Origin of the sequence: Pseudomonas sp. PSB18 (assembly GCF_014596565.1) — a bacterium.
Lineage (GTDB): Bacteria > Pseudomonadota > Gammaproteobacteria > Pseudomonadales > Pseudomonadaceae > Aquipseudomonas.
On the sequence record NZ_NOIN01000019.1, the window covers coordinates 1 to 14,044 of the forward strand.

At 62.9% G+C, this 14,044-nt stretch carries 10 protein-coding genes; 7 read left to right on the plus strand and 3 right to left on the minus strand.

What is annotated here, in order from left to right:
• A partial coding sequence (locus CGA22_RS26820; RefSeq protein WP_188258758.1) for a retention module-containing protein occupies window positions 1–2,128 on the minus strand: 2,128 nt, incomplete at its 3' end.
• 451 nt (window positions 2,129–2,579) lie between these two features.
• Here CGA22_RS26820 and CGA22_RS26825 point away from each other — a divergent pair.
• From CGA22_RS26825 to CGA22_RS26835, 3 genes are all read left to right on the plus strand, one after another.
• Window positions 2,580–3,938, plus strand: coding sequence for a TolC family outer membrane protein (locus tag CGA22_RS26825; RefSeq protein ID WP_041020378.1), 1,359 nt, complete (start codon window positions 2,580–2,582; stop codon window positions 3,936–3,938).
• 19 nt (window positions 3,939–3,957) lie between these two features.
• Window positions 3,958–6,117, plus strand: a complete 2,160-nt coding sequence (locus CGA22_RS26830; RefSeq protein WP_041020377.1) for a type I secretion system permease/ATPase — start codon at window positions 3,958–3,960, stop codon at window positions 6,115–6,117.
• Between the two features lie 208 nt (window positions 6,118–6,325).
• Complete coding sequence (locus CGA22_RS26835) at window positions 6,326–7,690, plus strand: HlyD family type I secretion periplasmic adaptor subunit (RefSeq protein WP_041020376.1); 1,365 nt, start codon at window positions 6,326–6,328, stop codon at window positions 7,688–7,690.
• 113 nt (window positions 7,691–7,803) lie between these two features.
• Here the strand turns inward: CGA22_RS26835 and CGA22_RS26840 are convergent, their stop codons facing one another.
• Complete coding sequence (locus tag CGA22_RS26840) at window positions 7,804–8,397, minus strand: tRNA-uridine aminocarboxypropyltransferase (RefSeq protein WP_041020375.1); 594 nt, start codon at window positions 8,395–8,397, stop codon at window positions 7,804–7,806.
• 7 nt (window positions 8,398–8,404) lie between these two features.
• The gene (locus CGA22_RS26845; protein ID WP_041020374.1) at window positions 8,405–9,298 is read right to left on the minus strand and encodes a LysR family transcriptional regulator; all 894 of its coding nucleotides are present in this window, start codon (window positions 9,296–9,298) and stop codon (window positions 8,405–8,407) included.
• Between the two features lie 164 nt (window positions 9,299–9,462).
• Between CGA22_RS26845 and speB the strand changes: the two genes are divergently transcribed.
• From speB to CGA22_RS26865, 4 genes are all read left to right on the plus strand, one after another.
• The gene (gene speB / locus CGA22_RS26850) at window positions 9,463–10,413 is read left to right on the plus strand and encodes an agmatinase (protein ID WP_024779101.1); all 951 of its coding nucleotides are present in this window, start codon (window positions 9,463–9,465) and stop codon (window positions 10,411–10,413) included.
• A gap of 9 nt (window positions 10,414–10,422) precedes the next feature.
• The gene (locus CGA22_RS26855) at window positions 10,423–10,830 is read left to right on the plus strand and encodes a YybH family protein (protein WP_041020373.1); all 408 of its coding nucleotides are present in this window, start codon (window positions 10,423–10,425) and stop codon (window positions 10,828–10,830) included.
• Window positions 10,831–10,879: 49 nt separating this feature from the next.
• The gene (locus CGA22_RS26860) at window positions 10,880–12,433 is read left to right on the plus strand and encodes a purine-cytosine permease family protein (RefSeq protein WP_256223040.1); all 1,554 of its coding nucleotides are present in this window, start codon (window positions 10,880–10,882) and stop codon (window positions 12,431–12,433) included.
• A gap of 137 nt (window positions 12,434–12,570) precedes the next feature.
• Window positions 12,571–13,959 (plus strand): sodium:solute symporter, encoded by a 1,389-nt coding sequence (locus tag CGA22_RS26865; protein ID WP_041020371.1) that lies wholly within the window; start codon window positions 12,571–12,573, stop codon window positions 13,957–13,959.
• The last annotated feature ends 85 nt before the right edge of the window (window positions 13,960–14,044 follow it).

Below are 14,044 nucleotides of genomic sequence, written 5' to 3' on the forward strand. Positions count from 1 at the left end.
TGCCGTCGCTGAGGTTTTTCTCCTGCACCGTCAGCTCGCCGCCCTCGGTGTCCAGGCCGGTGATGATCACCGGATCGTCGTTGTTGTGCACTTGCAGCACCAGGTTCGCAGTGCTGGTGTCACCGTCCGCATCGGTCAGGGTGTAGGTAAAGGTCTCAGTACCGTCACCGCCACCGTGCAGACCTTTGAAATCGGTGTCGGCGGGGTTGAGGGTGTAGGTGTAGGAACCGTCGGCGTTGAGCACCAGAGTGCCGTAGGTGCCGGTGAACGTGCCCGGGGTGATGGGGCCGGAAGCGACGTGGTCTGCGCCTTCGCTGTCGTTGGTCAGCACACTGCCGGTCAGGGTCAGGTGGGTTTCCGAGGCAGTGCCGGCGTTGCTGTCGTCCACCGCATGGGGCAAGTCATCGACGATGTTCACATCGAGATTGCCAGTTGCCGTAGTGCCGTTGTCATCCGTGGCGACGACGGTGAACTGCTCGCTGAGGCTGTTGGCACCGTTGGCGTTCGGGTGGGCTTCGTTGTCCAGCAGGGTGTAGCTGTAGCTGACTACCCCGGTGGCCGCGTTGAAGCCGGTGATGGTCAGGGTGTTGCCCAACGCCGTGGTGATGGACTGTGGAAAACCTGCCGCCACGCCGCCGCTGACGACACTGATGCCTCCGACGCTCAGGGTTTGCACGCCGTCCAGCGCGGTCACGGTAAAGGTGCCGTTTTGGGTCAATGCCGGCGCATCGGGACTGCTGCCGTCGCTGAGGTTTTTCTCCTGCACCGTCAGCTCGCCACCCTCGGTGTTCAGGCCGGTGATGATCACCGGATCGTCGTTGTTGTGCACTTGCAGCACCAGGTTCGCAGTGCTGGTATCGCCATCCGCATCGGTCAGGGTATAGGTGAAGGTTTCGGTACCGCTTCCCCCGCCGTGCAGCGCCACGAATTGCGGGTCGCTAGTGTCCAGGGTGTAGGTGTATGTACCGTTGGGGTTGAGCACCAGGGTGCCGTAGGTTCCGGTGAACGTCCCGCCGATGATCGGCCCGCTGTCGGGACCGGTGGGTATGCGGTCGGCACCCTGGTGGTCGTTGGGCAATACGCTGCCGGTGAGGGTGACCAGGGTTTCCGAGGCGGTGCTGGCGTTGTTGTCGTCGATCGCCTGGGGCACGTCGTCGGTGATGTTGACGTCCAGAGTGCCGGTGGCGCTGTCGCCGTCAGTGTCCACGGCCACGACCGGGAACTGCTCGGTGAGGGTGTTGGCACCGTCGCCGGTTGGATGGATTTCATTGTCGAGCAGGGTGTAGGTGTAGCTGACCACGCCGGTGGCGGGGTTGTACCCGGTGATGGTCAGGGTGTTGCCCAGCGCGGTGGTGATGGCCTGAGGGAAACCTGCGGGGACGCCACCGGCTATCACGCTGATGCCGCCGATGCTCAGGCTGCTCAGCCCGTCAGGTGCGTTCACGGTAAAAGTGCCGCTTTGTACCAACGCACCCGGATTGCTGGCTGAGCCGTCGGGCAAGTTAGCCTCGTTTGCGGTCAGTTCGCCACCTTCCACGCTCAGCCCGTCGAGGGTCACGGGATTGTCTGGGGGTTCAGGGGTCACCGGTGGCACGGCTTCATTGTTGCCGTTGTCATTCCCATCGCCAGCCAGGCGTATCAGCGGAAATTCGGGAATTCCATTGAACCCGGCTGTAGGAAAGCCGATCTGCGGTGCAACGGCCCCGCCCACCTCTTCCAGCAGAACGAAGCTGTGCCCCCCGCCCAAAGCACCGGGCGCGTTACCGGCACCGGGGCCGGCGGCCGTGGCTTCGCCGGTCTGGGTCGGGTCGGCACCGGCGGCGATGGCTTGCTGCAGTTTCTGCACATCGGTCAGTTGCCCGGTGGTCGGAGTCACCTCTTCAGGCGCCTCGACATGGGGGACCTGATGGGCGAGCAACTGCGTGGAGAGTGTCAGGTTGCTTTCACGGCCCAGGGTCAGGTCCTGGCCGTTCGCAAGATGTACGGCCACCGCCCCTTCGGCACCGGTGATCAGGTGCTCGCCGGCATACAGCCGATCCCCTTCGACCAGAGGTCGCCGCTGGCCTGCGGCCGTCTCTGCGAAAACCTGCCCCACGATCTTGCTGACGGTACCGATGAGCGCTGCCATGTGCATTCCTCCGTTGCCAACCGCGGTCGGCACCTGTTTTAGGTGAAGAAATTCGTGCTCGGGGCGGCCAAGAAATCTGGAAAATCTGCCAGCTTTCGCAGGTTTCAGAAGCGCTAGCTCTTTGCCACAATGACAAAAAACCGTCGCTTAAACGCCTGCTCGTTCTGCCCTGTCAGCACCTCTTCACATTGTTTCAAAATTCCAATGGAACTTTTATTTGACGTCTAAAAGTCGTCAGAGCCCGCATTTTAAAAGGCTTACCCCCAAAACAATGTGCCGCTTTTTTCCGGGTTCATAAGTTTTTTTCGACATAAGCCTTATGAGAAATTCTTCTTAGGTTTCCCCCAGGATGTTCTTAGCTGTGTTGTTACAAGGTTGAAACGGTTTTGATCTTAAATACGTCAATATTCTGGCGACACAGAAGCACAACAGACCTCAGGAGATGCACCCCATGCGCGTTTTATCCCCTCTTTGCAGCGCCGTTCTGCTGGCCATGGCCTGCACTTCTGCTGCGCAGGCCATGTCGCTGACCGAAGCGATCCAGAGCACCATCGCGACTCACCCTGAACTGGCGCAACGAGTGGACAGCCGTCTGTCGGCCAATGAAGACGTCAAGGTCGCCAGAGGGGGCTTCTTTCCGTCAGTGGATTTGAATGCCGGCTACGGCCGTGGCTACAGTGACAACCCCAACACCCGCGCTCTGGGTAATCACAACACCAATACCCTGACCTATACCCAGTCGGAGCTGCGCCTGCGGCAGATGCTCTTTGACGGGTTCAACACCAGCAATGAGGTGGAGCGCACCAAGGGCGTCGTCAATTCCCGTGCCTATTACGCACAAGGCACCGCCCAGGACCTGGCCCTGCGCACCATTGAGGTCTACCTCGAAGTGCTCAAGCGTCGCGAACTGGTGACCCTGGCCAAGAACAACCTGCAGGCACACCTGCGGGTCAACGACCAGATCGGCCTGCGCACCCAGCGCGGGGTGGGCAGCACCGCCGACTCCGATCAGTCCAATGCCCGTCGGGCCCTGGCGGAAAACAACTACGACACCGCCCAGGTCGACCTGGCCGACGCTGAGGCGAACTTCTACAGCGTGGTCGGGCGCATGCCCGATGAGCTGGAAGCACCGCCGTCGACCAAGGGGGAAATGCCCGCCGACCTGCGCGAAGCCCAGCAGAGCATGGTGGACAACCACCCGTATCTGAAATCGGCCCAGGCCGACGTGCAGTCCGCCGAGAGCCAATATGAAGTGGCCAAATCACCGTTCTACCCGCGCTTCGACGCCGAGGCCGCGGTGGGCGCCAATAACAACATCGGTGGCGAAGAAGGTCACGACAACAACTGGCGGGTCGGTGTGGTGATGAACTACAACCTGTTCCGCGGCGGCAGCGACAAGGCACGGTTGGCGTCCAACGCGCACCAGATCGACCAGGCCATGGACATCCGCAACAATGCCCTGCGCCAGCTCAACGAAGACACGCGCCTGGCCTGGAACGCGATGCTCAACGCTCGCAAACAGACCCCCACCGCCCGGGAATACGCCGACACCACCGCCCGCGTGCGCGCCGCCTACCAGGATCAGTTCGGCCTCGGCCAGCGGACCCTGCTCGACCTGCTCGACAGCGAAAACGAGCTGTACAACGCCAATCGTCGCTACACCGAAGTGCGCTACACCGAGGAATACTCGATGTACCGGGTGCTGGCGAACATGGGCCTGTTGTTGAGCAAACAACGGATCGTGCTGCCGGCCGACGCCATCGCCCAGACCGAAGTCAAGAGCGAAGCACGGCTGCCCGAATTGAAATAGCCCACTGGGAGCGATCAATGTGACCAGCATGGAACCCGCTATCCCCGGCGCCGATCCGCGCCTGAGCTTCGATGACCCTCTGCTGGATGGTCTGTTGATCCTCTGTAAACTCCATGGCGCGGCGGTCAGCCGCGCCAGCCTCAGCGCCGGGCTCCCAATGGCGCACCAACGACTGAGCCTGGACCTGCTGCCTCGTGCAACGGCCCGGGCCGGTTTGCAGGCACGGCTGCTGCGCCGTGGCCTGGCTGAGATTTCACCGCTCAATCTACCGGTGATGCTGATCCTGGCCGGTGGTCGTTGCGCGGTATTGCGACGTTGGCACGAGGATGGCCGGGCACTGATCCTGCCCTGCGAAGCCGATGGCGGCGAGCAATGGGTCAGCCGCGAGGAACTGACCGCCGATTACGCTGGCCAGGCACTGTTCGCCCGGCCACGCCATGAACTCGAAGACCTGCGCTCGCCCCTGGTGCCAAGGGTCGAGGCATGGTTTCGCGACACCTTGAAACTGTCCCGTTGGCTGTACAGCGACGCGATCCTGGCGAGCCTGCTCATCAACCTGCTGGGGCTGATGGTGCCGCTGTTCGTCATGCAGACCTACGACCGCGTGGTGCCGAACCAGGCCACGTCCACCCTGTGGGTGTTGGCCGTGGGGCTGTTGATCGGCACCGGCTTCGAGTTGGTGCTGCGGGTGGTGCGCGCCCACTTGCTGGACAGCGCCGGCAAGAAAACCGACGTGATTCTCTCCGCCACCCTGTTCGAACGCATCACCGGCATGGCGATGAAGGCCCGGCCGGTGACCATCGGCGGGTTCGCCCAGAGCATCCATGACTTTCAGGGCCTGCGGGAGTTTCTCACCGCCGTGACCCTCACCAGCCTGATCGACCTCCCTTTCGCCGTGTTGATGCTGCTGGTGATCGGCTTGCTGGGGGGCTGGCTGGTGGTCATTCCGGTGGTGGCGTTTCCGATCACGGTGATCTTCGCGATGATCATCCAGGTGCGCCTGCGCGACACCGTACAAAAAAGCCTGGCCCTGGGTGCCCAGCGCCAGGCCTTGCTGATCGAAACCCTCGGCGGCCTGGAGACCCTCAAGGCCTGCAGCGCGGAAAGCGAGCGCCAGCATCAATGGGAAAGCACCCACGGTGCCCTCACCCGCCTGGACAGCCACGCACGCAGCCTCTCGGCGCTGGCGACCAACGGCACCCTGTTCCTGCAACAACTGGCCGGCATGACCACCATTGTCGCCGGGGTCTACAGCATCATCGCCGGCAACCTCAGCGTCGGCGCACTGGTGGCGTCCTATATGCTGGGCAGCCGGGTCCTGGCGCCGCTGGGGCAGATCGCCGGACTGATCACCCGTTACCAGCAGGCCCAGCTCACCATGCGCAGCACCGATGCCCTGATGGCGTTGCCCCAGGAACGCGATGCCAAGCAACGGCCCCTGGACCGCACCCAGTTGCAGGGCGCGCTGGATGTCCAAGGCGTGACATTCCACTACAACGACCAGAGCACACCGGCGCTGTCGAACGCGAGCTTTCATCTCAAGGCCGGCGAACGGGTCGGGATCATCGGACGCAGTGGCTCGGGCAAAAGCACCCTGGCGCGCCTGGTGATGGGTTTTTATGAACCGCAGGAAGGCCAGCTGTTGCTCGACGGCCTGGACCTGCGGCAACTGGACGTCGCCGACCTGCGCCAACAGATCGGCTATGTCGCCCATGACCTGCCGCTGCTGGCCGGTAGCCTGCGCGATAACCTGACCCTCGGTGCCCGCTACATCAGCGATGCACGCATGCTTGAAGTGGCGGAACTGACCGGTGTCAGCGAACTGGCCCGCCAGCACCCCCAGGGCTTCGACCGCCCGGTGGGCGAACGCGGCCAACTGCTCTCCGGTGGCCAGCGCCAGGCCGTGCTGCTGGCCCGGGCCCTGTTGCTCGACCCACCGATCCTGCTGTTGGACGAACCTACCAGCGCCATGGACAACAGCAGCGAAGACACCTTGCGACAAAAGCTTCACACCCACATCCAGGGCAAGACCTTGCTACTGGTCACGCACCGCACCTCGATGCTGAGCCTGGTGGATCGCCTGGTGGTGCTGGACAACGGCCGGATCGTCGCGGATGGGCCGAAGGAAGTGGTGATCGATGCGCTGCGCAAAGGGCGGGTGGGCTCCGGAACGGCCTAGCGAGCACCACCGAACCCTGTGGCGAGGGGATTTAGCGAAACGTCGCACCGCCCCGCTGGGCTGCAAAGCGGCCCCAAAACAGTCAACTCAATCTGCCTGATATACCGAGGTGTCAGGTTTTAGGGCCGCTTCGCAGCCCAGCGGGGATAAATCCCCTCGCCACAAAAACCGTGCCCAGCATTACTTCACTTAACCGACGGGTATCCCCATGTCTGCCCAAACATCCGATCCAGCCACCCGAAGCTACTTCGGCAGTTTCAGCAAAAGTGCCGAAAGCGAGTTCATGCCGGAAACCGCCGGTGCGGCGCTGCAGGACTCACCCCGTCGATCCCGCGTCACCGTGTGGCTGGCCGCAGGGCTGATCGTCACCGCACTGGTCTGGGCGAAACTGGCAATCCTGCAAGAAGTCACCACCGGCGAGGGCAAGGCGATTCCCTCGAGCAAGGTTCAGGTGATCCAGAACCTGGAGGGCGGCATCGTCACCGAGATCTTTGTGCGCGAAGGCCAGATGGTGAACAAGGGCGACACCCTGCTGCGCCTGGACGATACGCGGTATCGGTCGAACAAGGGCGAGAGCGAGGCCGACCGCTATGCCTTGATGGCCCAGGTCCAGCGCCTGTCGGCGGAAGCCGAGGGACGACCATTCCAGGTATCGGCCGAGGTGACCGCCAAGGCTCCGCAAGTGGCCGAGGACGAGCGCTCGCTGTATGAGCAACGGCAACGACGCCTGGCCAGCGAACAGCGGACCCTGACCGAACAACTGCGACAAAAGACCCAGGAGCTGGCGGAGTTTCGCTCCAAGCAAGGCCAGTTCAGTTCCAGCCTGGCCCTGCTGCAAGAGGAAATGAACATGTCCGCGCCGCTGGTGAGCACCGGGGCGGTATCACCGGTGGAAATCCTGCGGCTCAAGCGCAGCGCGGTGGAGATCCGCGGCTCGCTCAACGCCACCACCCTGGCGATTCCCCGGGCTGAATCGGCCATTAACGAAATCAAGAGCAAGATCGACGAATCGGAACAGACGTTCCGCTCCGACGCGGCCAAGGAACTCAACGAGAAACGCACGGACCTGTCGAAGATCACCGCCTCGAGCATCGCCATCGACGACCGCGTGACCCGCACCACCGTGGTTTCACCGGTGCATGGGGTGATCAAGCAGCTCAAGGTCAACACCATCGGCGGCGTAGTGCAACCAGGCAGCGACATGGTGGAAATCGTGCCCATGGAGGACAACCTGCTGATCGAAGCCAAAGTCCGCCCGCAAGACGTTGCTTTCCTGAATCCGGGCCAGAAAGCCATGGTCAAGTTCAGCGCCTATGACTACACGATCTACGGCGGGCTCAGTGCCCGACTCGAACTGATCGGTGCCGACACCATCACCGACGACAAGGGCAACAGTTTCTACCTGATCCAGGTGCGTACCGATAAGAACCATCTGGGCGGCGACACCAAACCGCTGCTGATCATCCCGGGGATGGTGGCGACGGTGGACATTATTACCGGGGAGAAAAGTGTGCTGGATTACCTGCTCAAGCCGGTGTTGAAGGCGCGGACCGAGGCGATGCGCGAGCGGTAATGGCCTGATCGTTCCCACGCTCTGCGTGGGCATGCATCCTGTGACGCTCCGCGTCCTTGGGAGGACGCTGAGCGTCCCTGGCGGCATTCCCACGCGGAGCGTGGGAACGATCATCAGTGGGTGTGGTTACGCTGGTAAGTCTCCTCCCCCATCGCCGCAATCTGCCCCTCGATCAACGCCTCGAACGGCCTGAGCAACGGCTCGAAACTCATCGGCGCTTCCAGCACCTGCAACGCCTGGACAATCGCCTCCACCGTCGACAGCGCCCCAGGTCCTGGTGCCTTGCGTAGGCGGTAACGGGACACTCCGCCGTCGGCCAGCGTCACCCTCGGCAGCGCCGCCAGTAAAGGATTGAGGTGCAGCAACTTGCGCGCCTTGCGCCAGGTGCCGTCCGGCACGACCAATAGCAGTGGATCATCGGACGGCCCACAGGTCTGCAACGGCTGCGCGTCCTCGCCGGGAAACAGCAGGCAGGCCCGATACCCCGGTCGATCGAGCAACGCAGGCAGATCCTCGAACACTTCCCCCACGATCAACTCGGCATTGTTGAGCCCCAGCGCCGCCAACCGGGCGGTGTTCAAGGCGTGGTTCACTTCGCTGGGATGTTGCAACAGCAGGACCCGGGTGCGGCTGTCGAGGCTAGGGATCAGCGGGCACAGGCAATGGCTTTGCGGTCTGTGGCAGCGCGAGCAATGGATTCTGGACATCGTCACCTCAGGCCTGGTGGAGCTGCGCTTTAAGCAGGTCGCGGAAAGTCTGGATCAGCGGCTCGCGGCTGCGGCCCCGGCGCATGATCATCGAAAACGGCGCCTGATAACCGAACGTGGCCGGCAGCAGCACCCGCAAGTCGCCCCTGTCGACCCAGGCCTGGGCGTAATGCTCGGGTAAATAACCGACGTAGGCGCCAGACAAGACCAGGATCAGTTGCGCCTCCATGCTCTCCACCGTCGCAGCGCTGTGCTTGAAGCCGTGGCGGGCCAGCTCGGCCTGGCTCCAATAACCACGCCCGACCATCCGCTGTTGGGTGATGAGCTGTTCGGGAATGCGCCGTTCGTTGAACAGGGGGTGGCGGTTGCTGCAGTACAACCAGTGCTGCTCGCGGTACAGCGGCATGTAGACCAGCCCGCTCATGCGCGTGGAAAAAGCACCGATGGCCAGGTCCAGGCGGTTGTCCTGCACGCCGAGTTGCAGTTCGTAAGGGCTCATGACCGACAAGTGCAGGTGCACCGCCGGGTGCTCAAGGCTGTAGGCGCCAATGACTTCGGCGAACGGCAGGGCCTTGTCGCTGACGGTGGAATCGATCACCCCCAGGTTCAACGTGCCACGCAACTCACCCTTCAGCGCTGCGGCGTACTGCTCGAAACCTTCGAGCTCGCCCAACAGGCGCAGGGTTTCCTGATGGAACAACTCGCCCTTGCTGGTCAGGCTGAAACCGCCCCGACCGCGATGACACAGCACCAGGCCCAAGGCCGACTCGAGCTGGCTCATGTAGGTGCTGATGGCCGACGTCGAGAGGTTGAGTTCGTGCTGGGCATTGGCGAACCCCTGGTGCCGGACCACGCTGACGAAAATGCGCAGCAGTTTCAGGTCGGGTAGAGCGTTGGTCATGGGAGGGTTCCAGTACGGGCATGCGCTGCTTGCGAGTCTATCGCCCCGCTCCGCATTAGTTTAGAAAAATCTGAACTAAGTATTTGCCCCCAGCGATTCTTCGCGGCCAAGGCTTTTCGCAGAATCGGCCCCTGATAACTAAAACAAACGATGAGGCCCTACCTGTGGACAAGATTCTTCACCAACCACTGGGCGGCAACGAAATGCCGCGCTTCGGCGGCATCGCCACCATGATGCGACTTCCCCATGTGCCCACCGCCGCAGGCCTGGACGCTGCCTTCGTCGGCGTGCCGCTGGACATCGGCACCTCCCTGCGCGCCGGCACCCGCTTCGGGCCCCGGGAGATCCGCGCCGAATCCGTGATGATCCGCCCCTACAACATGGCCACCGGTGCCGCACCGTTCGACTCGCTGTCGGTCGCCGACATCGGTGACGTGGCGATCAACACCTTCAACCTGCTGGACGCCGTGCGGATCATCGAGGAGTCGTACCACAAGATCCTCGAACACAATGTCATCCCGCTGACCCTGGGCGGCGACCACACCATCACCCTGCCGATCCTGCGGGCCATCCACAAGAAACACGGCAAGGTCGGCCTGGTGCACATCGACGCCCATGCCGATGTGAACGACCACATGTTCGGCGAGAAAATCGCCCACGGCACCACCTTCCGCCGCGCCGTCGAAGAAGGCTTGCTCGATTGCGACCGCGTGGTGCAGATCGGCCTGCGGGCGCAGGGCTACACCGCCGATGACTTCAACTGGAGCCGCCGCCAGGGCTTTCGCGTGGTCCAGGCCGAAGAGTGCTGGCACCATTCCCTGGCACCGCTGATGGCCGAAGTCCGGGAGAAAGTCGGCGGCGGCCCGGTGTATCTGAGCTTCGACATCGATGGGATCGACCCGGCCTGGGCCCCCGGCACCGGCACCCCGGAAATCGGCGGCCTGACCACCATCCAGGCCATCGAAATCGTGCGCGGCTGCCAAGGTCTCGATCTGGTCGGTTGCGATCTGGTGGAAGTCTCGCCACCGTACGACACCACCGGCAACACCTCGCTGCTGGGCGCCAACCTGCTGTACGAGATGCTCTGCGTACTGCCCGGCGTGGCCCATCGCTGAGGCGCCGTCATGAACGAACGGGATCAAGTACTCAAGGCCGCCGCTGAACTGGTGTCGGCCTTCGCTCGCAACGATCGTGACGCCTATTTCGGCGCATTCACCGTTGACGCGAGCTTCGTGTTCCACACCCTCGAACAGCCCCTGTTGTCTCGCGATGCCTATCAGGTGTTGTGGGACCGCTGGCGGTCCGAGGAGGGTTTCGAGGTGCTCTCGTGCACCTCGACCAACGCCTTCGTCAGCCTGCAAGGGGACGTGGCGGTTTTCATCCATGACGTGGCCACCGAGCTGCGCATGCTAGGGGAGCGACACTTTAGCCAGGAGCGCGAGACCATTGTGTTTCGCCAAGAACAACAAGGCCTATGGCTGGCCTGTCACGAACATTTGTCCGCAATGCCGGAAGGGCTGCCAATCCCTTAGCAACAGGTGACGCCCGCACACGACGGGCGCGCCTTAATGACCGGAGCAGATCATGCATAACAATAACGACAACAGCCTTACGCAAATTGAAACCTTCGGGGTCGAACAGATCCCGGACCACGAACGAACCGCCGGCCCAAGCGACCTGTTTCGCCTGATCTTCGGCGGCGCCAACACCTTCGCCACTGCCGTGCTCGGCAGTTTTCCGGTGCTGTTCGGCCTTTCGTTCCAGGCAGGAGCCTGGGCGATCGTACTGGGCGTGCTGGTGGGTTCGATCATCCTCGCCCCCATGGGCCTGTTCGGCCCACTCAACGGGACCAACAACGCCGTGTCTTCCGGCGCCCACTTCGGCGTGCACGGGCGGATAGTCGGTTCGTTCCTGTCGCTGCTGACGGCCATCGCGTTCTTCTCGCTGTCCGTCTGGAGTTCGGGGGACGCGCTGATCGGTGGCGCCAAGCGCTTGATTGGTGTGCCAGAAACCGACCTGAGCCTGGGTTTGGCCTACGGCCTGTTCGCCCTGCTGGTACTGACGGTGTGCATCTATGGCTTCCGCTTCATGCTGTGGGTCAACCGGATCGCCGTGTGGGCCGCCAGCCTGCTGTTCCTGCTGGGCATCTTCGCCTTCGCACCGGCCTTCGACAGCCAGTTCGCCGGCACCGTCGGTCTCGGCCAACCGGGTTTCTGGGCAGCCTTCATCGGCGCGGCGCTGGTGGCCATGAGCAACCCGATTTCCTTCGGTGCGTTCCTCGGTGACTGGTCGCGCTACATCCCGCGCCACACGCCCAAGCGTCGCATCATGGCAGCGGTGATCGCCGCGCAACTGGCGACGCTGATTCCGTTCCTGTTCGGCCTCGCCACCGCCACCATCGTGGCGATCAAGGCACCGGACTACATCGCGGCGAATAACTACGTGGGCGGGCTGCTGGCGGTATCGCCGACCTGGTTCTTCCTGCCGGTGTGCCTGATTGCGGTGATCGGCGGCATGTCCACCGGCACCACGTCGCTGTATGGCACCGGGTTGGATATGTCCAGCGTGTTTCCCCGGGTGCTGTCGCGGGTCAAGGCGACGCTGTTGATCGGCGTGCTGTCGATTGCCTTCATCTTCATCGGGCGCTTCGCGGCGAACCTGGTGCAGAGCGTGTCGACCTTCGCCGTGCTGATCATCACCTGCACCACCCCGTGGATGGTGATCATGATCATCGGCCTGCTGGTGCGACGCGGTTTCTACTGCCCGGATGACCTGCAAGTGTTCACCCGGGGCGAAACCGGCGGCCGCTACTGGTTCAGCCACGGCTGGAACTGGCGTGGCCTGGGGGCGTGGATCCCCAGCGCGCTGGTCGGGCTGTGCTTCGTCAACCTGCCGGGGCAGTTCGTCGGCCCGCTGGGCGAACTGGCCGGCGGCATCGACATCAGCCTGCCGGTAACGCTGGGCCTGGCTTCGGTGGTGTACCTGGTGTTGCTCGGGGTGTTCCCGGAACCGAAGGCGGTGTATGGACCGGGGGATTCGCGTAGCAAGGGTTTGGAGCATCCCAATGAGCCGAGCGCCGAACCTGTGGCGAGGGGATTTATCCCCGCTGGAGCGCTAAGCGGTCCCAATCCCTGATACCTCGGTGCATCAGACAGACTTGAGTCGACTGTTCGGGGGCTGCTTCGCAGCCCAGCGGGGATAAATCCCCTCGCCACAAAAAGCATCACTCATCCCGACCTTCTTATAAAAAATACAATCGGAGACCCGCCACTATGGCTTTGGATTTAATCGTCGTTCTCATCTATGCCGCCGGCATGATCGCCCTCGGCTGGTACGGCATGCGCCGCGCCAAAACCCGTGACGACTACCTGGTCGCCGGGCGCAACCTCGGCCCGGGCTTCTACCTGGGCACCATGGCCGCCACCGTACTGGGCGGTGCGTCCACCATCGGCACCGTGCGCCTGGGCTATGTCCATGGGATTTCCGGGTTCTGGCTGTGCGGCGCCATCGGCCTGGGCATCGTCGGCCTGAGCCTGTTCCTGGCCAAGCCGTTGCTCAAGCTGAAGATCTATACCGTTACCCAGGTATTGGAGCGCCGCTACAACCCGGCCGCACGCCATGCCAGTGCATTGATCATGCTGGTTTATGCGCTGATGATCGGGGCCACGTCGACCATCGCCATTGGCACCGTCATGCAGGTGCTGTTCGGCCTGCCCTTCTGGGTCTCGATCCTGGTAGGCGGCGGCGTGGTGGTGCTGTATTCCACCATCGGCGGCATGTGGTCGCTGACCCTCACCGACATCGTGCAGTTCCTGATCATGACCGTCGGCCTGGTGTTCCTGCTGATGCCGATGTCCATCATGGACGCCGGCGGCTGGGATGCGATGGTGGCGAAACTACCGGCCAGTTACTTCGACCTCACCGCGATCGGCTGGGACACCATCATCACTTACTTCCTGATCTACTTCTTCGGCATCTTCATCGGTCAGGACATCTGGCAGCGGGTGTTCACCGCTCGCAGCGAAGGCGTGGCAAAAGTGGCTGGCACCGCTGCTGGTTTGTACTGCGTGCTGTACGGTCTGGCCGGGGCGCTGATCGGCATGGCGGCCAAGGTGCTGCTGCCGGACCTTGCCAACGTCAACAATGCCTTCGCCAGCATCGTCCAGACCAGCCTGCCCAGCGGCATACGCGGGCTGGTGGTCGCTGCCGCGCTGGCAGCGCTGATGTCCACCGCCGCGGCAGGCCTGCTCGCGGCCTCGACCACCGTCGTCCAGGACCTACTGCCCCGTCTGCGCCAAGGCCGCGAAAGCACCAGCGGCGACGCCCATGAAAACCGCATCGCGACCCTGTTGATGGGCGTGGTGGTGCTGGGCATCGCCCTGGTGGTCAGCGACGTGATCAGCGCCCTGACCCTGGCCTACAACCTGCTAGTGGGCGGCATGCTGATCCCGTTGATCGGTGCCATCTACTGGAAGCGCGCCACCACGGCGGGGGCGATCACCAGCATGTCCCTGGGCTTCCTGACCGCGCTGTTCTTCATGCTCAAGGATGGCCTGGACGCCAACACGCCGATCTACTACAGCCTGAGCGTAGCGTTGGTGAGTTTTGTGGTGGTGAGTCTGTTGTCGCCACGCTCGAATGTGGTGGCGAAGATGGTTTGATTATCGATAAACGACTGTGGGAGCGAGCCTGCTCGCGATGGCGGCGTATCAGCGACGGCTTATACTGCTGATACAACGCATTCGC

Coding starts and splice junctions, on each gene's coding strand:
- CGA22_RS26845 (WP_041020374.1), bottom strand. CDS start 9,298: ATGACCAACGCTCTACCCGACCTGAAACTGCTGCGCATTTTCGTCAGC.
- CGA22_RS26865 (WP_041020371.1), top strand. CDS start 12,571: ATGGCTTTGGATTTAATCGTCGTTCTCATCTATGCCGCCGGCATGATC.
- CGA22_RS26825 (WP_041020378.1), top strand. CDS start 2,580: ATGCGCGTTTTATCCCCTCTTTGCAGCGCCGTTCTGCTGGCCATGGCC.
- CGA22_RS26840 (WP_041020375.1), bottom strand. CDS start 8,397: ATGTCCAGAATCCATTGCTCGCGCTGCCACAGACCGCAAAGCCATTGC.
- CGA22_RS26835 (WP_041020376.1), top strand. CDS start 6,326: ATGTCTGCCCAAACATCCGATCCAGCCACCCGAAGCTACTTCGGCAGT.
- CGA22_RS26855 (WP_041020373.1), top strand. CDS start 10,423: ATGAACGAACGGGATCAAGTACTCAAGGCCGCCGCTGAACTGGTGTCG.